A 22,778-nucleotide genomic window follows, 5' to 3' on the forward strand; every position below is an offset into this window, starting at 1 on the left:
TGTGCTACAACATCATAAGGCGAGAAGCATCGATTGCGGCGGTAAGCTTTGATCGAGCCCCGTCTGACATTCGCTTCAAACCAGTGTGTGATTATATTGCTGTTCAGTTAATTGTGATGGCGGCTTCCAATCCGATATCTGGAACAGGTCGGCGCTTGTCAGAGTTAAGATCGGGAATTAGTAGTCTGTTTTTGGAGAGGCGTCCGAGGCCTACGACACCTCGGACGGTTAAGATATCAAAGACCCGATATCCAGTAGATCGCAATGCTGCTCCTCTTAAGTGAACAGCATTGCGATCCTGGTTAAGCTTTTCATGAAAACTTGCGAACATCCCCCCAGATCGCAGGGATTGTCTGACTTTGCCCAACACAGTGGGTAGGTCATGAGCGTAGTAGAGCACCATGGAGGCCCATACCAGGTCATAATCCTCTCCCAGGAAATCCCGGTTCATATCCCCTTCCAGTATTTCAATCCCGGGATGATCAGACACCTGACTTCTGATTAGCGAAGCGACTCTGGGCAAGTCGAAAATAACGGTTTGAATATCAGGATTGATAGACAGGATATCCAGCGCCAGTTGCTCTGATCCCGCACCCAGATCCAACATCCGGTTTACATCGGGCCAGTTCGTCAATGACATCAGCACCTCGACGACAATAGGATTCCTGACCGCCACATGAAAGGACCTCAGGCCGTCAACAACGTTGGACCAGAACTCGGGCTGCGTCATCGTAGCCCCTTGCTTTCCCTGATGCCCCTGAATCAGGAGATCTACAATCTCTGAACCCGTGACATGTTTGATCTTTCCCAAATGATTCAATAATCCGCACATGGACACATTCGAATCGGAAACCAGCAGGGACCGGTATGAGTCACTTATCTGGTAACGCTCCTGACGCTTGCTGATGAAGCCGATCGACACCATGGCGTTCAGAAAAAGTTCTGTACTTTTCCTGATCAGCTGAAAACGCGAGGCAACCTCCTCTGCTGTGCGAGAAATCTGCAGGTAATCAAACAGATTGAGTTTCATGCCGGCAGACAGGAGCTCCCATCGCAAAGGCGCCACCAGAGTGTCAAACAGGAAATATTGTGCTTCATTTCCGAAGCGAGTCTTCATTTGCATCCTTTCTAGATCCGATATCCGATTAATAGAGAGAGAGTCCTGGGTTGAGAGTCTTCAACAACCGTGCCGGCGGGAGTGCCCACGGCACGACTGAAAATTTCCCGGTCCAGGATATTGGCCGCAGACAATGTGGCATACACACTGCCTCTGGAATACCTTGCCTCAACATCCACTGTTGAGTAGTCAGGCTGTTCCAGGGTATTTTGGGAATCAAAATAGAAGCTGTCGCTATAACGTGAAGATATCCTCAACAGCCAGTTGGGTGAAAATTGGTAATTCAGGTTCACGGATGCGCTCAATTGAGGAGAATACGGCAGGTCATTGCCCCCAAGGTCATTCACTATCCATTGCCCGTTCTCCTCCCGACGGGTCTCAAACTCGGTCAACTCAGCTTCCTGCCACCCCAGCACACCATTAAGGCTGAGTTTATCGGTCAGCGCCGCATCGATCCGGTATTCCAGGCCAAAAATTTCCGCCTTGCCGGCATTTGAAATTCTCTGTGTATTTCCAGGCAGAGGATCGACAACCTGCTTGTCCCTGATCAAGTTGTAAAAAAAGACCAACTCTCCAGCAATTTTCTGATGCCAGTATGTATCCTGAAGCCCTATCTCCAGCGAATAGCTGTCTTCAGCTCCAAAGACGAAAGTTTCAGCATCGGTAGCGGATGTATGGTTGTATCCTCCCGGCTGGTACCCTTTTGAGATAGCGGCATAAATGATTGTCTCCGGTGCCGCCTGGTATATTGCCGACAGCTTCGGCAGAAACGCCGTGTAGTCCTGGACCTGTACATATTGGCCAGACAGAGCTCCGGTAATTATCTGATAACCCTTTTTCCTGACTTGTTCTATTCGAATCCCCGGAACCAGAGCAAAGCGATCGCTGAAGGAGATGTCAGCCTCTCCAAATACTGCAGCGCCAGTTTGATCGATTCGGGTCTCCCGGTGGGCGCTTGCCATCCCGATGGTAAAATTGCTGTCGGTATCCTCCAGGTAGAAATAACTTCCTACCGACCAGTCAAGGTCACCATCAAGTGCGGTAGACAGCACCCTGAACTCTTGGGAAATCATCCTGTCTCGTAACAGAGACTCCGTGGCGGGGGTCACCATGGGGCCGGTATCCAGGTCCATGGTAAAATCCTGTTCGTATCTGGTGACACCTGTAATTGACACAAACTCAACATCGTTGGCGCTGTGGTCTACCCTTAGAGAATGGATCGAGGTGGTTCTGCGATCCTCGGTTTGAGTATCGTAATTGACGACAAACCTCTCGGTGGCAAACGGTCCATCAAGATATCTCATGTAGGCTCGCCCTCCCTGACTATCCTCCCAGTGACTGCGAAACTGGATATCGGTGTTGTCGCTAGGGTAGTACGACCACCCACCCGAAAACGACGTTCTGTCCCGACGATTTTGCTGATTACCGGCATCCGCCAGGTTGTAATAGGCACTTTCACTATCTTCATGCCTTAATGCCAGAGAAAAGGACGCCGGGGTTTCTGAAACCGGACCGGACACCCCTCCTGTCAGTGCCTGGGTAGGCTCCCAATCACGACCTCCGTCTGCGATAAGATAGGAATAACTTCCCCAGTGCATATTCTCAATAGATGGAAATGGAGAGCTCACGAGAACACGGCCCGCCTGGGCATTACGGCCCTGGGGGTCTCCCTTCGCGCCTGTGACCACGTCAATTGTTTCTATATTCATCCAATATGGTGCCTGAGTTGCTCCAAGCGGCAGTGCTACATCATCCACCACATAGCCCACTGGATCCTGCAATCCTCCATCAACCGAGGTCATCCCTCTGATAACCACTCGTGTCTGAACAGAAGATTGCTCTACTGCAACGTTGGGAATTTGCTCTGTCACACTACTGATATTATCAGCCTGTGGACCTTGTTGATTTGAGCGCTTGATTGATCTGTTAAAGAAAGAGGTCCTATGACCTGAAGAGGTGGAAGTCGCTTCAGTGGAGATCTCGTTTAACTGATATATTTGGGAGTCTTCCGACTCTGATCTTGTTACTGAGGCGTATCCCAACGATAGACTTGCTCCTGAGCAGATAAAAACAACCAATAACCGACACTTCATACCTGCGGGCAATCCCTAAGACTTCGATGCACACTGTTCACCTGTTTTTCATTTCGTTGCCTGCTTCATATCAATAGACCTGCTTATAGGTTTTGTTAGAAACCGGAACACATTCTTACGCTCCCCCATACAATAGGTTGATCCGCTTCAGACTCCTATCAAAACAAGAACAAGCAGATATCAATCTGCGAGCACCACAGGAAACTATCGTCTGTTCGCCATATGACAGAATCGCGAACCTCTATTTATATCGCACAACGACAAAAAACGGTTTGATAGTCACGATTCGATAGACACAGCAAAGGAATATGTGATGACATTACCTCCTCTAGTCAGCCCAGACGCTGAACTCAGCAAGCAGGAGATGGAAAGGTACAGCCGCCATCTTCTTCTCCCTGATATAGGGCTGGACGGACAAAAACGACTGAAAAACAGCAAAGTACTGATCATTGGTGCTGGTGGACTCGGGTCTCCGGCGTTGCTATATCTGGCTGCCGCCGGCATTGGCACACTCGGCATTGTAGACTTTGATACAGTGGACGCCTCTAACCTTCAGCGTCAGGTAATCCATGGTCAGTCTGACGTTGGCCGCAAGAAACTCGATAGCGCCAGAGCCACGATTCAGGAAATCAATCCATTCGTTCATGTTGAAATGCATGAAGCGCGTCTCGATACCTCCAACGCACTTGAAATTATCTCCGGTTACGACCTTATTCTGGATGGCACCGATAACTTTGCTACCCGCTATCTGGTCAATGACGCCTGCGTTCTCGCCAAAAAGCCCTATGTCTGGGGATCAATTTTCCGGTTCGAAGGACAAGCCTCTGTATTCTGGGAGGATGCACCTGGTGATATAGGCCTCAATTATCGAGACCTCTACCCGGAGCCACCACCTCCAGAGCACGCGCCATCCTGTTCTGAAGGAGGAGTTCTGGGTGTACTTTGCGCCGCCATTGGATCCATCATGGCGACCGAAGCCATTAAACTCCTGACCGGCATTGGCTCTCCTTTGCTCGGAAGGTTAATGGTCTATGATGCCCTGGACATGACCTATCGTGTTCTACCCATCCGACGCAATCCGGACCGGCAGCCCATTACTGAACTCAGTGATTACGAGTATTTTTGCGGCTTGACCAAACCTGCCACACCACAAAAAGATGTTCCCACCATCAGTCCACGGGAACTTCATGACATCCGTCAATCAGGCCAGTCACATTTATTGATAGATGTCAGAGAGCAGAGAGAACGGGATATCTGCTGCATCGAAGGAGCCATTCATATACCCAAAAATGACATCCTGGCCGGGCGCGGACTGGAGTCTCTGGATAAGAATTCGCTTATTATCTTGCATTGTAAAGCTGGAAGCCGGTCAAAACAGGCGCTAAATGCACTGGAAGAACAGGGTTTCACCAATTTGCAGAATCTACATGGAGGCATTCTTGCCTGGATCAAAGAAGTGGATTCTGAGCTCCCAACCTATTAAACCCAATGATGTCACCAGGAGTTTAATGCCATGTTAACCATTTTGGATACTCATGTTGAAGCTATACTGGAGCAGGCATTTGCTGAACACCCCGTTGAAGCTTGTGGTTTGATTCTAGGAAAGAAAGGACAACGAACGCCGCATAGATTGGTGCCCATGGAAAACGCTGCCAGATCGGAGACTTTCTTCCAGTTTGACCCCAAGCAACAATTCAAAGTATGGGAGGAAATGGATGACCAGGAGGAAGTCCCCATGGTTTTCTATCATTCCCATACCGGTTCGCGGGCTTTCCCCAGCAAAGAGGATATTCATCATGCCTGGGATCCGGAAGCCCATTACGTGCTGGTGTCGACCGCCGAGGGCAGACCAGGCGAGATACGCAGTTACCGCATAATAAACGACAAAGCTATTGAAGAGACGATTCGAGTAATACATCAATCGAACGATGCACCAGGAGAAAATCATGCCGGTTAAAGTTAAGATTCCCACCATACTACGCACCCTGACCGATGAACAAAAAGAGGTTGTTTCCGAGGGCGCAACCATCAGAGAAGTCATAGAAAGTCTGGAGTCGCAGTATCCGGGAATCAGGGAGCGCTTACTGAAAAACGATGAAGTTCATAAGTTCATGAACATCTACGTCAATGAAGACGACATTCGTTTCAAGGATCAGCTGGCCACGACGGTTCAGCAAAGCGATACTATTACCATTCTACCGGCAGTTGCCGGGGGGTAACCCTTGCCGCTGCTGAGCATGAAACCAGCAGTAATTACTGAACACAATCCACTCAATGTCCTGCCAGGATGATCCTCCTGGCATCTCTGCAGAAGGCGATCGGTTACAACCTTTCGCCTTTCTTCCCACCAGGCCACCTACATCAGTCAAACCATTCCAACACAGCAAACATCGCATGTAAGGAACATGCCTTTTGTCTGCGCCACTTTTTGCACTGCATATCCGTGAACAGGCGACAACCCAAACGTTTCTCAAAGATCTTTAAGCCATCATCAATCTATTTCTATGAATACCTATTCGGCAAATGACATTGTAACGATACTCAAATGAAAGCCTTTGTAAGTTTCCTCCATTAAGGTATCCGCAACGGATACCAATGGTGAGTTAATTATGGAAACGGATAGCTTTCTTGAAGGTTGCACAATCGTTGGCAACTTTAAAAAGGTTCCTGATCACCTGAGAACTGTGACAGATACGTTGCAGTTCCAATGTCAAGCATTAGGAATTCAAGTCGAGAACAATCTTGATATGGACGTGGGAGCGCACTTTCCCTTCCAGTTCATTTCTCCGGATTCAAGCATTCAGGAGAATCAATTTTCATTCTGGTCAGATAACCCTTTAAGACAGGGCTCAGAAGCCGTCATCCAGGCTGCAACCGGGATGATGTCCGTACACGGACGCTCTATCGGCGGTATCGCCCCACTGAATCTTCCCTATCTTTCCACCGCCTCGGCAGTCATCACGCTGCTGGGATGCCTGGCGACCGCTATCGGAAAGAAGCGAGGCTTAGACGTCAGCGGATTTCAGTCGTCAATGGTTTCAACAGGACTCCTGTGTGTAGGGCAATACCTTGCCGGTGCGACAGTTGAAGAAGGGGCGGAAAATATCCCTCCGGGCACACATGATCAGCCTCAGCGACCTCCTTTTCGTTCTGCGGATGGTGAAGTGTTTGAACTTGAAACACTCTCCCCAGAACCCTGGCGCCGGTTCTGGGCAGCTCTTGGCATCACTCAGGAGGATGCAGGACGAGGCTGGCAGTCATTTCTTCAGCGTTACGCTAAAGCCACCTCTGCGTTGCCTGAATCACTGATGACTGCGATTTCATCCCATAACTTCAAGAATATTGTATCTCTTGGTGAAGTTACGGGGGTTTCGGTATGCCGTCAGCGTACACTGCAGGATCGCGCCTCTGACAAGGATATCCCGTTACTATTGACGCAGGGCCCCTGGCAACTTCAACCGGAATCAGACCACTCAGAAACTGCTTCCCGTATAGATTCCACAAAGCCAGTTCCTCAACTTCAATCGACCTCTGATCGTCAACGACCTTTAACGGGGTTCACGGTCATTGAATCCTGCCGGCGCATTCAGGGCCCCATTGCAGGTCACCTGCTCGCCCTGCTCGGCGCAAGAGTGATTCGTATCGAACCACCTGGCGGAGATCCACTAAGAGGCATGCCTCCTTTTGCAGGAGATTGCTCAGCACGGTTTGATGCCCTTAATCACCTGAAAGAAGTCAGGGAAATCGATATCAAGTCTCCGGAAGGGCGCGCGGAGGTGATGTCATTGGTGTCAGAGGCAGACGTTTTTATCCATAACTGGGCACCAGGCAAAGCTGAACAATTACAGCTGGATCACGAGCACCTTAAGTCAGTGAACCCGGATATCGTATACACCTACGCCGGTGGCTGGGGAATCATGGATGGTGTTGTGCAATGTCCCGGCACTGACTTCACAGTACAGGCCTACTCTGGAGTGGCCGAGCTGATTTCCGGTAAAAAGGCAGATGGCGGCGGCACTCTGTTTACCGCTCTGGATGTTCTGGGCGGAATCATTGCGGCCCAGGGAAGTGTATTGGGTCTGTTCAGGAAGATTTTCCACCGCCAGGGCTGCCGTGTAGATACATCGCTACTGGGAGGTGCGGCACTACTTACTCACTCTCATCTTCAGGCAATTCGATCCCACAATCCCAGGAAGGACTCTATTCAGGTTTCGCTATTCCGCACCTGCAGGGGTCACCTGGCTTTAAGCCTGAATCAGCTAAAGGATTTGATCCCGCTCCTGGCTGAGCTTGCATTGACAGAACAGGACCTGGATCAATCCAACTTGAATCAAAAGCTGGAATCGGCGCTGCAGACCAGAACCGCACAAGAGTGGGTTCCAATCTTCGAAAAAATCGGCATTCCCTGCAGTGAAGTTGTGGAGTCTCTCAGTGAACTGCCGGAGCAGGAACGCTTCAAGTCTAACCTGGAACGCTTAACTTATTCACGTGTTGCTACGCCATGGAGGTTCGCATGAACAATACAGGTGTAATTGATCTCGTTCCCGTCGCCATGCGGGAACAATGGGCATCAGAAGGATATTATCCAGATCGTACGGTCTATGAACTATTTTGCGATAAGGCAAGGGAAAATCCGGAAAAGCCCGCAGTCCTGGAAATGAATGGTACAACCACCTATGGTCAGCTCGCTGAAGCGGCCGCCAGGTTCGCCAACAGCCTGTTGCAGCAGGGAATCACCAACGGCGATGTGGTGGTATACCAACTGACAAATTCATGGCGCTCTTGTGCCATTGATTTAGCCTGTGCTGCCATTGGAGCTGTGGTATGCCCTATTCCTCTGGGGCGGGGAAGGCTTGATATTGAATCAGTCCTCAAGCGCAGTAATGCCAGAGCGGTCATCACTGAAAGAGCTTACGGTGATATCGACTATTGTGACGTGATCGAATCCATCAGGCCTGTCGCGCTCTCCCTGAGAGTTCTGATCGTCAATGGAGCCAAACCGGATTCGTCCCATGCGGCTTGGAATACTCTCAACGAGTTATTCGAGAATGATCCCCTGACTACCAAGATTAAGGTCAACCCAAACAGTCCGGTACGTTTCCTTATCTCCTCTGGTACGGAATCCGAACCCAAACTGGTCGCATACTCTCATAACGCCATGTTGGGAGGCAGAGGTCGTTTCCTGGAACGTATTACCCGTCCCAACAGAGAGTTCCGTGCTCTGTATCTGATGCCGCTGGGAACCGCGTTTGGCTCAAGCGCCACCTTTGGAGTGCTTTCCTGGATGGGAGGTTCGATTGTTTTGCTGCCGAAGTTTGACGTTGCAACCGCTATTGAAGCGATTGATCAACATCGACCGAGCCACATCCTGGGCGTTCCAACCATGTTCCAGCGCATGGCCGTTGCCCCGGAACTTCACCAGATAGATCTGTCATGCCTCACAGCCATTGTCAGCGGTGGCGCCATTATCGACAAGGCCACCATATATCGTTGCGTCAATGCTTTTGATTGCAGACTCATTAGTCTCTACGGCTCAGCCGATGGCATCAACTGCCATAACACACTGGATGACTCCCTGGAGGACATTTGCCGCTCTGTCGGTCGTCCCAACCCGGACGTCTGCGAGATTCGTATAGTGGATGATCAAAAACAACCTTTGCCTCAGGGCGAGACCGGAGAAATTGCGGGACGTGGCCCCATGTCTCCCATGCAGTATGTCAATGCGCCAGATCTCGACCAGCGCTATCGGGACGACGAAGGCTGGGTCTACACCGGAGACCTGGGCTGTATCGACGCTGACGGCTATCTTGTCCTGCTGGGACGCAAGAAAGACGTCATTATTCGCGGAGGAATGAATATCAGTCCGGTGCAGATTGAAAAACTGGCCACCTCTCACCCAGATGTGGTGAGTGCCGCCTGCGTGCCGGTCCCCGATGCAGACCTCGGGCAAAGAGTATGCATCTGCCTCACCATGCGCGAGGGTGCTGGACTGATATCACTCAGCGAGCTAACTGATCACCTCCGGAGCAAGGGGCTTGAGATCAGCAAACTGCCCGAATACCTCCAGTTCTACCGCCAGTTGCCAATGACGCCGGCCGGGAAAGTGAACAAGAAATTGCTGACCCAGAATGTGGCCGGTTTGGGGAAAGTGGCTGGTCTACCCAATGGCGAGGAGTACCGGACCGCCAGCTAAACCTGCAGGTACTGCTCAATATCTGAAATTGAATTTACAGGGAGGTTTACCTCCCTGAACACAGGAGTGAGCCCATAATGAGCGAATCGTCTGCCCCCACAAACTCAACAACCCCAATGAACGGGCTGGAGAAAGTGAATATTGGCCTGGTTCTGGTGCTCGCGATGGCACTCCCCATGCTGATTCTTTATGCAACCGGCGCTTTGGGCCCTTACCTCATTGAGGCGCTTCAGATAAACAAAACAGATCTGAGCTACTTTGTCATGGCGTCTTTCGGATTGGCATCTGTATTGTCGTTGTTTGCCGGGAAGATCGTCGACAGTCTGGGACTAAGGTCGTCCTTTGCCCTGCACTTTCTCGCCATTGCGGCCTCCTTTCTTCTCATCAGCATGGCGGACAGTTTAACTGCCATGATCGGAGCGGTCGCCATAGTGGGTCTTTCCCAGGCCATTGCCAATCCTGTCACGAATCAATTGATAGCACTGAGAATTCCCGCCAGCAGCAAGCCGAAAATGGTGGGATTGAAACAGTCTGGCGTGCAGCTGTCAGCCTTATTTGCGGGCTTTGCGCTTCCCGCCATTGCCATTCACTGGGACTGGAGAGCGGCTTTTGGGGTAATTGTGCCCATCGCCATGACGATGGCGGTACTGGGATGGAAAATCGCACCGAAGAAGGCCGCTGGGAGTAAACCCTCCAACCTGCGTCCTCCTAATGTCCCGTTAACACTTCTGATGCTGACCCAAGGAGGCATTGGTGCGGTTCTGTCAGCTTACATAACTTACGTGCCCAGCTTCGCCACAAGTCTTTCGTTTCCACCCGAACAGGCAGCATTGCTTATCACGTTATTCGGTATTACCGGGATGGCTTCCCGAATCATCATGACACCCATCGCAGCGTCATTCGACAATCAGGCCATGTTTATCGTGGGTCTAACCGGGTTTGCGATCATCGCCATCATGATCACGATGAGAGCGAGTCACTCAGATGGATGGCCACTTTATTTTGGCGTTACCGGAATCGGTCTTAGCATTGTCGCAACAAACGCCATTGCCATGGGAATGGTGATCAAAGATCAGAGGTTTGGCCCCGTCGCTTATGCATCAGGGATGGTATCGGCAGCCTTTTTCGGCGGACTGGCCACCGGATCGGCGGCCTTCGGCCAGATAATTTCATTTTTTGGTGACTTCTCAAGTGGATGGGTCTTCACCATCATGGTTCTGGCTTTTAGCGGAACATTTTGTTTCTTGCTTGCCAGTCAACATCAGCAACTTACACAGCAGGAAGCGACGTCAAAATGAACGGTTCATTGCAATTGGATCGTAAGCTCTCGCCGCTTAAAAATTCGCCCAAAACTGACTATATTCACGCCGCCTATGGGGTCATCAATACCCTGGAACGTATCGCCAATATCTGCGAGGACAGCTTTCCTTTGTTCGCTTCAGCCCAGGACGGACAATGGAAGCTATCATCAGGTGGATCCTGGATGGGTGGGTTCTGGAGCGGCTGCTGGTGGCTCCGTGCCAGACTCAGTGGACAGCTATCAGACCGGTATGCCGCATCTTCGATCATTGAAAGGCTTACCCCGAAACTATACTCGGACACCATCTTTCGCAGCATGATTTATTGGTATGCGGTCGCACCGGGCATTCGGTTCTTTGAGGATTCGCAGTCTATTGAAATCGCCAAGCAAGCAGCACAGGCGCTTGCTCCAAGCTATAACTCGCAGTGGCAGTGTTATCCCATGGGCAGCGCGCTTGGCGGCGGCGAGGCTGGCAAAAATACTCTGAATATTGACGCCTTCGCCGCGCTGATCCAGATATTGCAGTATGGCAGCCCGAAAGTACAGGATACCGCCAGAGGTCATGCCGACTCAGTGATTCAGTACATGACCAATTTCTATGGAGACTTCTATACCAACGTTATCCTCGGAGAGTCTCACATTGAGGTCAAAGGACCGGCAGGCAACTGGGCTCGGGGCCATAGCTGGGGTCTTCTGGGTCTGTGTTCCACCGCCTGTCTGTGGGGAAAAAGTTATCAGGAGCTGGCCGAAACCCGATGTCAGCAGTGGCTGAAAAAATATGCTGACCGTTTTCCGCGCAACCGCGTCTATGGTGACCGGAATCGACTGGATCCATCCGCGTCCCTGATTGCCGCGTTGGCCATGTATAAGCTGTCATCCTGCCCTAACACAAGGCTTGATTGGCGCAAAAAGGCGGACTCGATTGTCAGGCGTCTGATCGAATCCGAATACTTCAAGGTCGACAAACAGTCGCACGAGGCGCGTTTTACAGGATGTTGCTTCCGCATCAATGCCAAAGAAGAGATTCTGGGTGAAACCATATGGGGCTACTTCTTTCTTTTACAGGCATTGTTGACAGCAGCCAACCTGATCGATCCCGACGATATCTAATCACCTGATTAAGAGGTTCGACAGAAAGTCATGAATTACAGTATAGGGATATGCGTACTCTCCGATAACCAAAGGCTCATTGAGCAGTTGGATTATGTATTCTCTCTCATCCATGCCATTCAGCATCCAGATGAGGACAGCAATACATTCGAATCGGAGCCATTTACTTTACCACCCCGAAATCATCGGGATGTCTTTAATGCCACCGTGAAGCAGGCCCGTCTTTATCTGTCCCAGGCAGGTAAACGCCACCACTTTACCTTTACTCAACTGAGGTTTAGCACTCTTGACGAGGCAATCCGGCATTTGCAGGGGCAGGATAGCGATTTTGACCTTTTTATTGTGGATTCGGAGCGGGTATCGGAATGCGCCAAAGACACCAATCTCAGTCTGTCTGAGAGCCCTTTCGAGCAACTGATCTCGGCCAGCAATGTCCGCACCCTGACTCCCTATTCCAAGGTCATGCTGGTACCTGCCGATAACCTTGACAGCATTTTGTCCTATGTTGATGGCAGTGCTCAGATTCAGGTGTTGCAGGACGATCCAGACATTGATCGGGCCAATTTGCTGAAGCTTTTAATTGACCATCTGGAGCACGGGTATCTCAATAAGCTGCTGTCTAGAACCACTGCCGCGACCAAATCCACGATTGGACTGGCAAAGGCCATATTTGGCCATATGCAGGAGCGCTGGAAAGGGCAATGGGATTTCCATTATTACACCGGGTCAATGGTGGCCAATCTGATCCGCTCAATTCAGGCATTATGTAATGAAGCACCTGAAACGGCATTACCCAGATGCCTGACGGGAAACAATGAGCATAGCCTGGCAGCAGGCGCTTTGGCTGGCTGGCAATTGTTTGACCGCGCTTATGTCATTGCGGTCACCTCTGGGATGATCGACGAGTTTCGTGGAACTCTGGCCAATCTTCATAGAGCGAGGGCTCCAGGGTTGATCATCTGTGCCGATAGTCCTGCAGGTTCCTGGTTCGCCTTTCAAGGCACTATTGACGCCGACACAGATGGTCGCGATGTTATCGCTGCCAGACGAATACCTCACGTATATCTTCACGACCACGCAACCCTGGCAGAGCAATTGAGTAAGGCTTTTCAGATGATGAATGAGAGTCAGGGGCCTGTATTTGTCTTTGCCACCCCCAATGTACTGGAGTCCCGGGAAAACATCCCCTACTCAGTCTATACGGTCGATGCGGTCGATACGATCTCTTCCAGTCCCTGCAACCTTCAGCAGAGCGACCTTGATGCGGTGATGGATCTGATCAACCACTCAGATATTCGGTTGTTATGGAATTGCGGACCGGTTTCTGACTATCAGCGAAGCCTGATTTACCAGATAGCCCATGAAGCTGGAATCGCACTGGCCGATTCTCTAACACATCCGGGTACGGTGCAGGCCTACAGCGACGGGCAAATCAATGAAAATTATCTGGGCACCTTTGGAGTTTATGCCTTCAGCCGTCGAATCTTCCATTATCTGCACGATGACGGCAAGGTGTGCGGCCCGGATTCCCTGAGCCAGTTCTTCCTTAAAAGTAAAATTGATCAGGCGTCCACGCCATTTTCCGAGGGAAAGCTGAAACGCAATTTTCACATTGTCCAGGTCAATAAAAACGAGCGCCACCTGTCGCCATATAGTGACATTGCGCTTCAGATACCTCTGACTGAATTTTTGGAGTACGTCAAAAATCACCTCGACGTACAGCAGGAAATCAGAAATCATCGACTGGAACACCTTACCCGGGTCAAAAAACTCGATGAGGGTGTACCAGCCGACTATATGGCCAGCCTTCCCATGTCGGTAAATTACTTCACGCTAAAGCTGGGACAGCAGATACGCCAACTGATCGAGCAGGAGGACTTCCGGTATATCGGAGTGTATGACGTAGGTCGTTGCGGGCTCTCAGCCATACGCAATATCCCCAGAACAGACCGTGGGTTTTCTGGTTGGTATGGCCGGGCGCTGATGGGGGATGCCCTCTCAGCCCTGCCCTACATTGCCAGGACCTCGAAGCATAATGTTCTGGCTTTTATCGGGGACGGAGCCAGAGCATTGGTACCCAATATAGAAAACCAACTGGTCCAGGCCCTGGCTCACAATCCCAATGGGTGTCAGATCAATGTCACACTGCTCTATCTGTGCAACGGCGTTTTGTCCATGATTCAGACCTATTTGGATAAACGCACACCTTCTGGATGCGGTCGCCAGGTCATTGTACCCCTCCCCTTACAGGAAACCTATCCGGAACAGGAAAATGAGCCGGCCATTACCAGCACCGTACCCGTTTACAGAACCAGACTGAGCATTTACCAGGAGCAACAGATTAGCGACCTGCTCTGTCAGAAAGGAAGAATCAATGTGGCTAAAGTCCTGCTATCCCATAACTCCGATGGAGACGGACTAAGCCTGTTTTCTGAATCTTCCTGGCATCGAATCACTGTTTGATTTAGGGATTAATAAAATGAAATTTGGATTTATCGCTCACCCCACTTCGGTTGCATTGAAACGTCATGTAAAGCTGATTGATCTGGCCAACCGGAATTTTGACGAACAGAGCGAGGGTTATCACAAGGATTACTGGCAGTGGCAAAACCTGGTGCCGTTCACGACTCTGGATAGTGTTATCAGCAAGGCCGGCTCCAGGTGCAGTGGCATCGTGCACTATATGCCCCTGACTGCCGAGGAAATGCTGGCGGATCACCGCAACGTCACTAAACGGGTTATTGACGGAATCAATGACCTGCAAAGCCGGGGCGCTGAACTGGTCGGCCTGGGTGGCTTTACCGGTATTGTCGGAAACCGCGGCCTGCAAACCGCAGAAAAATGTGGCATTCCTATTACCACCGGAAACTCTCTGACCGCATATGCCGCGCAGAGAAATCTTCTGCAAACCATGGAACGACTTGAGGTATTCCCTCAGGGAACAGAAGTTGCCATTGTCGGTTACCCTGGCTCCATATCCCTTGCCATCGCTCAGCTACTGGCTGACAAAGGTTGTCGTCTAACATTGGTTCACCGGGGCAAAAGTGATCCGGAGAAACACCTGAGCTATCTCCCTTCTAAGATGCATTCGTCAGTCACTCTCACCAATAACATTGAGGATTGTTACGGCAAAGTGCAATTTTTTGTGGCAGCAACTTCTACCGGAAATGTCATTGATCCGGCCAGGTTACTCCCCGGCTCTGTTGTGGTGGATGCAGCGCTCCCCAAAGATGTTATGCAAGCCACCCAGCCCCGTAGTGACATTCTGATTATTGATGGAGGACTGATATCGGCCGGTCCCGATGTGAGCTTCGGCGAGTCAGCCACCAACTTTGCTCCCAAAATGTTTATGAACGGCTGTCTGGCAGAAACCTTGATTCTTACCCTGGAGCAACGCCGCGATAACTTCTCGTTAGGTAGAGTGTTGCCCCCAGAACGTGTTCTGGAAATTGGACAACTCGCGGAAAAGCACGGTTTTACCACCGGTCCGATGGCAACTGACGGTGAACGAATCACCGATACCCACTTCCATGGTCTTTACCAACACCATCGTGAGGTGGCAGTCCCCACCAGCTCATCCGACCAGTTTCAACGGACTCAGACGCTGGACAGATTCCGCCGTCATATTAATCCGGTCATGGCGGATTTCTACCAGTTCAATCACACCGAAAGAGTTTTCAAACACGGGAGTGGCTGTCACCTGACGGATATGGATGGCACTACCTATCTTGATTTTGTCGCAGGATACGGTTGCCTTAACACGGGTCACAACCACCCTAAAGTGACCCAGGCCTTGAAAAATTACCTGGAGGCAGAGCACCCCACGTTCGTACAGTATGTTTCCATGCCCTATCACGCCTCTCTGCTAGCAGAGCGATTGGCGGAACTGGCCCCAGGAGACTTGTCCAGGGTATTTCTCAGCAACTCGGGTACTGAAGCGGTTGAGGCGGCCATCAAAATGGCGCTGGCAGCGACAAGGCCCGGTCGTTTGCTCTATTGCGACAACGGCTATCATGGCAAAACATTGGGAGCCTTATCCATAACCGGCCGCAACAAGCATCGCAAAGCCTTTGAACCTTTGCTACCTGAATGTCAGGAAATTGCCTTCGGTTCTATCGAAGCTCTGGAAAAGGAATTACAGAGAGGCGATGTTCGCGCATTTATTCTCGAACCTATACAGGGTGAAGGTGGTGTGGTTCTCCCTCCTGAGGGTTATCTCAAGGAAGTCAGGCGCCTGTGCAGTCTGCATGACGTCATTATGATCCTGGACGAAGTGCAGACCGGACTGGGTCGAACCGGCAAACTCTTCTGTTGCGAGTGGGAAGACGTCGTTCCCGATATTCTGGTATTGTCCAAGTCGCTGTCCGGCGGAAGCGTTCCGGTCGGAGCCACAATTTCCAGTCCACAACTCTGGGATAAAGCCTACGGCAGCATGGATCGCTGCATTCTGCACACATCAACTTTTGGAGGCGGCAATCTGGCTGCTGCAACAGCACTTGCCACCCTGAATGTCATCACCGAAGAAAAACTCGCTGACAACGCCATGGCAATCGGCAAACAACTTCAGGTCGCACTGGAGGAAATTGCCAACCAATATCCTTTTATCAAATCGGTGAGAGGTAAAGGACTGATGCTGGCGATAGAGTTTTCTCAGTCTTTCAAGGGCAGTATCAATGCCACTGTTCAGGAGCTCGCTCATCGCTTCCCCTGGGATCCACAGGGTACATACCGGATGCTGTCGGATAACGCCAAGTATCACATGCTGACGGCCATCGACGAGCTTGAATCCAGTATGGAGGATATGTTTGTTCTTCGATTCGTGACGAAATTATCACAGGAACACAATATTCTAACTTTCCTGACCGCCAATAATAGCCGCGTGATGCGTATCCAACCCCCATTGGTGCTTAACCAGCAGGAGGCATCCAGATTTATCTCGTGCTTTGACGCGGTTTGCCGAGATATGTCCACCTTCATGGATTAGTAAAAAGCCAGCGACTAAACCAATGACTAAGAAACAAGCGGTATGGGCCTGCTGACATCATCTGAAACGTCAACAGGCTCTAAGGATAGAAAATTCTATTTAAGGATCACGCAATGCCAACATTGACACCACAACAGGAACTACTGATTCAGAAAGCCCGAGACTTCGTACAAACTGAATTACTGCCTCTGGAAGCGCAAGTTGAGAAAGATGGAGGACTCAGTCCGGAAATATCAGCACGGATTACACGAAAGTCCCGGGAAATTGGGTTGTTTGCTTCCAATATTGATGAACGCTTTGGCGGCGGAGGCTTGAGTGCCCTCGATAATGTGCTGGTACAGGAGCAGCTTGGTGCAACCAAGGAAATCCTCGCCCGTCGCGCAGCCGGGAATATATACGAATGCCTTATTGAAGGTACCGTACATCAGATTGAAAGCTTTCTGATCCCCAGCATCAGGGGTGAACGCTTTTCTGCATTGGCAGTTTCCGAACCTGAAGCCGGGTCTGACGCGGCGTCAATTCAAACCCGGGCTGAAAAGACGCAAACCGGTTGGATTCTGCATGGCAAAAAACACTTTATCAGCGATGCTGAAAACTGTGACTATTTTATCGTCGCGGCAGTAACCGCGCCAAACCTCGGGCCTCGTGGTATTTCGTTATTTCTGGTTGAAAAGGATATGAAAGGTTTCTCCCTGGGCAAACGTTTCAACATGCTCGGATTCAAGGGCACCAGTCACTGCGAATTGATTTTTGATAACATTGTTCTGGGACAGGATGCGCTACTGGGACAGGAAAACGAAGGATTTAGAATGCTCGGTGATACACTGGGCAAAGCGCGCCTGGCCAAAGTTGGAGCACGAGCTATCGGCAAATGCCAGAGGCTGTTACACCTGATGAGGGACCATGCCCGGGATCGCCAGCAGTTTGGTAAAGCGATCATTGATTATGGCCCCATTAATCAAATGATTGCAGACAGTGCTATTGAAATTGCGGCTGCAAGGGCTTTGGTTCTCCAGACTGCCAGAGATATCGATGCCGGGATGAATTGCCGGGAAGCCATCTCTCAGGTGAAGGTTCTCACTACTGAAACCCTGGGACGGGTTGCCGATAGAGCAGTCCAGGTTTTCGGAGCCAGAGGCTGTCATGACGATCATGTGATAGAAAGCTTTTATCGTGACGCCAGGTTGTATCGCATTATTGATGGAACATCAGAAATTCACAGAAACATCATAGTCAAAGAGCACAAGAAACCCGGCACCCTGTGTCCGGTAGCCTGTTAGAGACACTCCTTGTGCAGGGGCTTCTTACAGCCCCCTGCACAAGGGTTCAAGAATGTTGAAAAATCACAGTTTCTGGCGCTTATGCGGATTGTCTTTCTTCGGTATCTGCCAGCTTTGAGCCTTTAATGACCCAAGCACTAAGAATCAGCATCAAAGCGCCCAGAAGTACAGCAAATACAAATGGCGTTATTACGGAAAACTGGTGAAGAAAGGCACCGGTTACCGGTCCCAGAGCCATCCCTATCCCCTTGCTCACGCTATTGATTCCAGCGATTCGACCCTGCGTATCCTCATCGACGGCCAAACTCAGCAGAGCCAGGTTTCCAGGAAAGACAAGCCCCATTCCCAACCCCAGCAGAATCATTCCGACCAGCAGGACAGGATATGTCGTGGCGGAAGTCGCCGCTGTCAAGGCTATCACCATAACCAAACACCCCGAGACCAACAGCCGCTCAGGTGACCATGTCAGCCATCTCATCAACCCGCCCTGAGTTACCACCATGGCTGCCATGCTGGCCATCATGACCGCGCCAGTGCCTTTCAGCGCCTCCCCTGCTGAAAAACCGAACTCATCCTGCAACCGGAGTCCGATGACCTGTTGCAGAGTTCCGTAGATTAACAACCCGCAAAAGGTGATCAGGAGCATGGGCCACAATTGTTCATAGGGAAGCTTGAAACTTAGATTGGAGGTGATTTCCCCGGGCTCTCTCGACTCAGGTAAACGAGAGCATCCCAGCCACCAAATAAATACCAGCACAACGCCCAGCCCTGATAGTCCCAGCACAATGGATACTTGCCCCAGTGCCATCGCAATGGCACCACCGGCGATAGTTCCGATACCAAATGCAGCTCCCATTTTGCCCATTCCTCTGGCCCTATGTTCGGGTCCGGTGGAGTCAGCCACATAGGCCTGCGCTGCCGGCATCACACCGCCAACGCCAATGGCTTGGCTTAACCTCAGGCCGAACAGGATAAAGAACGACATAGAGGCCGTTATCAGGAGATTTTGTCGAAGATAGACCGCGCCTGCGGCCAGTATCAGAAACAACCCTGTGACCACAATTCCAATGGCTATAATACTTCGCCTCCCGGCGATTTCACTCCGAGCCCCCCAAAAAGGCGCGGAAGCCATCATTGCAATGGATGACACCGTCAATATGAGACCGGTTTGGATGTCTGTGAGACCGAGGCTTCTGCCAAGGACCGGAAATGCGATCACAAACAGGCTGTGTGCAGCACCATTAGCGATCAGAATCAACAGTAATAGTTTCAGACTGTTAGATTTGGGCAATTGCTCAGTTAATACCGTACTCACAATATACTTCCTGTAATTTGTCATTGTTCCTGAATTCAATGGGGGTACAACTATATCGCTGTCGGAAAGTCTGCGCGAAATGGCTTGCACTGCTAAACCCGCACAAGAACGCAATATCGGTAATACTCCGCTGACGATCCTTCAACAGTGATCGGGCACGTGCCAATCGATAGTCTCTCAGCCAACTGAATACAGTTTTGCCAAAGGTTTTCTTAAAGGTCCGATTCAATCGGGTGTGACTCATTCCCACCATTCTTGCCATTTCTTCAAGAGAAGGAATGTTGGCAAGATCTGCCGTTAACAGATGAATCACTTTGTCCATTGCAGGACACTTACTCGAGACCAGAGTGTCGTCAAGAGACACTTCAGCCAGGGGTCTCAGCCACCGGGCCAATACATCGAGCGTTCGCGCTTCCGCACTCAGACAATCCAGTGACGTACTGAAAGGGTTATTCATTAAGTCAGAAATCCAGGATTCATTAGCCTCCTGGTAGCCCAACCGCATAACCCAAGGTGTCCGATTGTTGGAAAGGATTCTGGATTGAGGCGGAAATGCAAACCCTATTCGTTTCGTCGCGTATTTGATAACCACCATTTCATTCTTCTGGTTGGCAGGAGTATAGCGAAACAGTTTGCTCCCGCCAGTTATTTACCAGCCAGACATCCCCAGGTCGAATCAGATAGTTTATTTCATGTTTGGAAAAGCCGATTGAACTGACACCTTTGAATCCAAATATCAGTAGCGTAGTGTCTGTCTGATAGCGAATACAGGAGAGATAGTGATCTGAAAAAGTACAACGGCTTCTAGTAAGCGAGATATCATCACATATCCGACATGTCGTAAATAGTGTATCGCCTATATCGGTCGGGAGGGATGTTTGACACCACTTGCCTTGTACTTCTCCTGTTTCCAGCAGATAGTTATCAGATACGATGAATGGTACACGATCATTAAGCTCAGGCTTCTTTAAACTAAATTCCATTTGCCCTTCTCCATACGCTAATGTGAATCATTCTCACGTGAGAATACATTAGCTTATTTTTATTTCAAGTAGTTATAAAAGTTTAGCGTCCGTTCATCGGGCGCCACTCCTTAAACAGTCAATCCAGTCCATATGAATCAACATTACAGTGAATTCTTTAATTTCCCCGATAAATGTTTGATATATATGACTATTAAAAACCGAAACGAGCCAAAGCTTTCAATCACTCCTTCCCCAGCCTTTCTCACCTGTTCTCATGCCTGAATGCCGTAATAACACAGGACAATTGACAAGGATGTAGTACATGCTGGCATAAACCGCGATTAACCAATGAAAGTTAATACAGCGTGAACCCAGCAAGCATTGAAGCTACAGGAAAGGCTTTACAGAGTGACGACTGCCAGGGCGTCGAAAGGTTGGCCAAGCCGGCCTAGTTTAGAAAGGAACAATTTACAATATGAAAGCGAGGATGGTGGTAGCCGACAACAGGGCTATACCTCCAACGTAAAAGTGACAGGCGACGAGTAACCAGCCTGACAAGCCAGAAAACAAAAAACACCGCCCCAACGGGGAGCAACGACGCTGATTCTTTGGTCGTCTTACCCTTCTCGCCACAGCAATCGCCATCTATCTGACTTGAATCATGAATATCAATGACTACGCGATCTGGTGGCTCCAAAATGATGTGAGAAGCGCACTTGGCGCTTTCCATCAGGGCACCTCTTCGATTCATCGTTCCACTTTCAGCCATATCACCACTGGCAATCATCTCCATGGATTCGAAATGTTTGACAATATGCTTTTCTGATTGGGAAGAGATGATTGATGGATCTGTATGAAGCGCATCCAACTCCAGATTCTGACCCAGCGCGCACAGGACCATGCTCTGGCTGAGCAACCAGAAAATCACTAACGGCCTAATGACGCGGCGACTGAATTTGTAGGCGCTCTGCATACTCATATCTAAAAGATTCACAATGATGATAGTAGTTAAGTACCTGACTAAGTCTTCCAGAACCTCCTGAACCGGTCAAGGGAATATATCACTGTCTTTCAGTCTTAATTTGTGCACAATGGAATGTTGCCTTTTTGTCGGATATCGCCTCTTCCTCTGTCTTTTTTTAAAGTCACTGCCTGTCACTTATTTAATGCTTCACGGGATAGCCATTTCTCAATATATAGCCCACGCTACCATCTTTTATTTCGCCGTTGTTCGTCAGCTGCTAAGAACCACGACGACAAATTAACGATCTCAGCGCCTAATTTAAATAACAACCCTTATCACTGTGCCCGTAAAATGGCGTTATCCAATTAACTTAAGATTCAACTGACAGAGATGTCGAACAGACTGAAACGCACAGACGAGTCACCAGCAGGAATATTGACAGAGTTCACTGTGTAGATTTCCCTTTTTGGCTCAGCCATATAAGCTGCTTTGAACTAAGCTATCTGATGAGGACTTTCCCTCTCAGCGAAATAAGGAAATTGCTATGAGCGGATACATTATTGGCGGTTGGACCCAAAACCCTTCAGACACATCTCCTGAATCCTTCAGCTACACAATGTATGGTATGGTAACCAACTTGTCAGGATTGACGACAGGCACCCCCCAGTCTCCTGGCTGGAGCCCCAACACCACAAACGCTCCAGCCGGCCCCGGAAAAGTCTTGTGGACCTATGGCGGCGGCGGATGCACGCCGAAAAATATGCCAGAGCTTCCGGCAAGTGTGGAAGAAATCGTCCAGGCAACCGGCAAAGGAAACTGGTCCGGTGTTGATATTGACGACGAATGCAGTATGAATGTGGACATGCTGATCGAGACCATGAGCAAATTAAAATCCCAGGACAAGGAATGCAGCTATACCTTTCTTGCCGGATGGGATTATAACAACCCCAACGCTTCGAGCCTGGGGCAAAGCATCAATCAGGCTGTCAAGACGATCGCCCTGTCAGGCACAGCCAATCGCTTTTGCCTGATGTGCTACGCCGCAAGCATGTGGAGCATGAGCGATATTGAAGCCAATGTCGGCCCCGCCATCGACCGAACGATCGCCAACGGTGTTCCGGCCAAACAGATCATTCTGGCGCTGACTCCCGCAGGATTGAACCAGGAAAATCTGAACTATTTTCTCAATCAGGTTAAGACCAAAGACATTGGAGGTTTATTTATCTGGAATTTCCCGGCAATGCCCAGTGAATACCTGCAGCAGATAGAAAGCGCACTTAGCTGATCCAGCCATTTATACGTTTACACAGGCGGTTATAGCTAGCTCTAACCGCCTGTTATAGTAGTTACACATTGTGGCCGATCGCTTACAACCATTTCTGGCATTCCACATTACATCTTGAGACGAGCCGAATTGACGACTATCTTCTTTATATGATGATTTAGCCTTAAGTAGC

General features: G+C 50.0%; 16 protein-coding genes and 2 pseudogenes. 12 read left to right on the forward strand and 6 right to left on the reverse strand.

What is annotated here, in order from left to right; all coding sequences use genetic code 11:
- Positions 1–284, forward strand: a pseudogene (locus F566_RS37565) (IS4 family transposase); the annotation flags it as partial.
- Positions 285–334: 50 nt separating this feature from the next.
- Here F566_RS37565 and F566_RS38050 read toward each other — a convergent pair.
- Both F566_RS38050 and F566_RS0104445 read right to left on the reverse strand, forming a co-directional pair.
- A pseudogene (locus tag F566_RS38050) lies at positions 335–1,123 on the reverse strand (methyltransferase); the annotation flags it as partial.
- Positions 1,124–1,128: 5 nt separating this feature from the next.
- Complete coding sequence (locus tag F566_RS0104445) at positions 1,129–2,988, reverse strand: TonB-dependent receptor (RefSeq protein WP_157496658.1); 1,860 nt, start codon at positions 2,986–2,988, stop codon at positions 1,129–1,131.
- Positions 2,989–3,523: 535 nt separating this feature from the next.
- On the opposite strand from F566_RS0104445, the gene moeB reads away from it, so the two are divergent.
- The 10 genes from moeB (at position 3,524) to F566_RS0104495 (ending at position 18,077) form a co-directional block, all read left to right on the forward strand.
- Positions 3,524–4,693 carry a molybdopterin-synthase adenylyltransferase MoeB gene (moeB, locus tag F566_RS0104450; RefSeq protein ID WP_020405771.1) on the forward strand — a complete coding sequence of 390 codons (1,170 nt, stop codon included), beginning with the start codon at positions 3,524–3,526 and terminating at the stop codon, positions 4,691–4,693.
- 30 nt (positions 4,694–4,723) lie between these two features.
- Complete coding sequence (locus tag F566_RS0104455) at positions 4,724–5,167, forward strand: M67 family metallopeptidase (RefSeq protein WP_020405772.1); 444 nt, start codon at positions 4,724–4,726, stop codon at positions 5,165–5,167.
- Positions 5,157–5,429, forward strand: coding sequence for a MoaD family protein (locus F566_RS0104460; protein WP_020405773.1), 273 nt, complete (start codon positions 5,157–5,159; stop codon positions 5,427–5,429). The genes F566_RS0104455 and F566_RS0104460 overlap by 11 nt, the downstream gene beginning before the upstream one ends.
- Before the next feature lie 390 nt (positions 5,430–5,819).
- Complete coding sequence (locus tag F566_RS0104465) at positions 5,820–7,727, forward strand: CoA transferase (protein ID WP_020405774.1); 1,908 nt, start codon at positions 5,820–5,822, stop codon at positions 7,725–7,727.
- Complete coding sequence (locus F566_RS0104470; RefSeq protein ID WP_020405775.1) at positions 7,724–9,403, forward strand: class I adenylate-forming enzyme family protein; 1,680 nt, start codon at positions 7,724–7,726, stop codon at positions 9,401–9,403. Before F566_RS0104465 ends, F566_RS0104470 begins: the two co-directional genes overlap by 4 nt.
- A 77-nt stretch (positions 9,404–9,480) precedes the next feature.
- A complete protein-coding gene (locus tag F566_RS31920) occupies positions 9,481–10,701 on the forward strand; it encodes an MFS transporter (RefSeq protein ID WP_020405776.1) in 1,221 nt (406 codons plus the stop codon).
- Positions 10,698–11,813, forward strand: a complete 1,116-nt coding sequence (locus F566_RS0104480) for a hypothetical protein (protein ID WP_020405777.1) — start codon at positions 10,698–10,700, stop codon at positions 11,811–11,813. The genes F566_RS31920 and F566_RS0104480 overlap by 4 nt, the downstream gene beginning before the upstream one ends.
- A gap of 30 nt (positions 11,814–11,843) precedes the next feature.
- Positions 11,844–14,276, forward strand: coding sequence for a hypothetical protein (locus F566_RS0104485; RefSeq protein WP_020405778.1), 2,433 nt, complete (start codon positions 11,844–11,846; stop codon positions 14,274–14,276).
- 16 nt (positions 14,277–14,292) lie between these two features.
- Positions 14,293–16,797, forward strand: coding sequence for a prodigiosin MAP biosynthesis aminotransferase PigE (gene pigE / locus F566_RS0104490; RefSeq protein ID WP_020405779.1), 2,505 nt, complete (start codon positions 14,293–14,295; stop codon positions 16,795–16,797).
- Between the two features lie 113 nt (positions 16,798–16,910).
- Entirely contained in the window at positions 16,911–18,077 is a 1,167-nt protein-coding gene (locus F566_RS0104495) for an acyl-CoA dehydrogenase family protein (RefSeq protein ID WP_020405780.1), read from the forward strand.
- A gap of 79 nt (positions 18,078–18,156) precedes the next feature.
- Here F566_RS0104495 and F566_RS31925 read toward each other — a convergent pair whose 3' ends face one another.
- The 4 genes from F566_RS31925 to F566_RS0104515 all read right to left on the reverse strand — a co-directional run bounded on the left by F566_RS31925 (position 18,157) and on the right by F566_RS0104515 (position 21,330).
- Positions 18,157–19,392 (reverse strand): MFS transporter, encoded by a 1,236-nt coding sequence (locus F566_RS31925; RefSeq protein ID WP_020405781.1) that lies wholly within the window; start codon positions 19,390–19,392, stop codon positions 18,157–18,159.
- Positions 19,373–19,849: a helix-turn-helix transcriptional regulator gene (locus F566_RS35210; protein WP_157496659.1), complete on the reverse strand. Its 477-nt coding sequence runs from the start codon at positions 19,847–19,849 to the stop codon at positions 19,373–19,375. The genes F566_RS31925 and F566_RS35210 overlap by 20 nt, the downstream gene beginning before the upstream one ends.
- 139 nt (positions 19,850–19,988) lie before the next feature.
- Positions 19,989–20,375, reverse strand: a complete 387-nt coding sequence (locus tag F566_RS0104510; protein WP_020405783.1) for a hypothetical protein — start codon at positions 20,373–20,375, stop codon at positions 19,989–19,991.
- Between the two features lie 430 nt (positions 20,376–20,805).
- Positions 20,806–21,330: a hypothetical protein gene (locus tag F566_RS0104515; protein ID WP_026179753.1), complete on the reverse strand. Its 525-nt coding sequence runs from the start codon at positions 21,328–21,330 to the stop codon at positions 20,806–20,808.
- A gap of 535 nt (positions 21,331–21,865) precedes the next feature.
- Between F566_RS0104515 and F566_RS0104520 the strand changes: the two genes are divergently transcribed.
- Positions 21,866–22,606 carry a hypothetical protein gene (locus tag F566_RS0104520; RefSeq protein WP_020405785.1) on the forward strand — a complete coding sequence of 247 codons (741 nt, stop codon included), beginning with the start codon at positions 21,866–21,868 and terminating at the stop codon, positions 22,604–22,606.
- The last annotated feature ends 172 nt before the right edge of the window (positions 22,607–22,778 follow it).

The sequence above is a fragment of the Hahella ganghwensis DSM 17046 genome (assembly GCF_000376785.1).
Lineage (GTDB): Bacteria > Pseudomonadota > Gammaproteobacteria > Pseudomonadales > Oleiphilaceae > Hahella > Hahella ganghwensis.

What these genes read in the sequence shown, in the direction of transcription:
- F566_RS0104460 (WP_020405773.1), top strand. Translation starts at nt 5,157, where the DNA reads ATGCCGGTTAAAGTTAAGATTCCCACCATACTACGCACCCTGACCGAT.
- F566_RS35210 (WP_157496659.1), bottom strand. Translation starts at nt 19,849, where the DNA reads ATGAATAACCCTTTCAGTACGTCACTGGATTGTCTGAGTGCGGAAGCG.
- F566_RS0104455 (WP_020405772.1), top strand. Translation starts at nt 4,724, where the DNA reads ATGTTAACCATTTTGGATACTCATGTTGAAGCTATACTGGAGCAGGCA.
- F566_RS31920 (WP_020405776.1), top strand. Translation starts at nt 9,481, where the DNA reads ATGAGCGAATCGTCTGCCCCCACAAACTCAACAACCCCAATGAACGGG.
- F566_RS0104470 (WP_020405775.1), top strand. Translation starts at nt 7,724, where the DNA reads ATGAACAATACAGGTGTAATTGATCTCGTTCCCGTCGCCATGCGGGAA.
- F566_RS0104520 (WP_020405785.1), top strand. Translation starts at nt 21,866, where the DNA reads ATGAGCGGATACATTATTGGCGGTTGGACCCAAAACCCTTCAGACACA.
- moeB (WP_020405771.1), top strand. Translation starts at nt 3,524, where the DNA reads ATGACATTACCTCCTCTAGTCAGCCCAGACGCTGAACTCAGCAAGCAG.
- F566_RS0104480 (WP_020405777.1), top strand. Translation starts at nt 10,698, where the DNA reads ATGAACGGTTCATTGCAATTGGATCGTAAGCTCTCGCCGCTTAAAAAT.
- F566_RS0104465 (WP_020405774.1), top strand. Translation starts at nt 5,820, where the DNA reads ATGGAAACGGATAGCTTTCTTGAAGGTTGCACAATCGTTGGCAACTTT.
- F566_RS0104515 (WP_026179753.1), bottom strand. Translation starts at nt 21,330, where the DNA reads ATGCAGAGCGCCTACAAATTCAGTCGCCGCGTCATTAGGCCGTTAGTG.
- F566_RS0104510 (WP_020405783.1), bottom strand. Translation starts at nt 20,375, where the DNA reads ATGGAATTTAGTTTAAAGAAGCCTGAGCTTAATGATCGTGTACCATTC.
- F566_RS0104495 (WP_020405780.1), top strand. Translation starts at nt 16,911, where the DNA reads ATGCCAACATTGACACCACAACAGGAACTACTGATTCAGAAAGCCCGA.
- pigE (WP_020405779.1), top strand. Translation starts at nt 14,293, where the DNA reads ATGAAATTTGGATTTATCGCTCACCCCACTTCGGTTGCATTGAAACGT.
- F566_RS0104485 (WP_020405778.1), top strand. Translation starts at nt 11,844, where the DNA reads ATGAATTACAGTATAGGGATATGCGTACTCTCCGATAACCAAAGGCTC.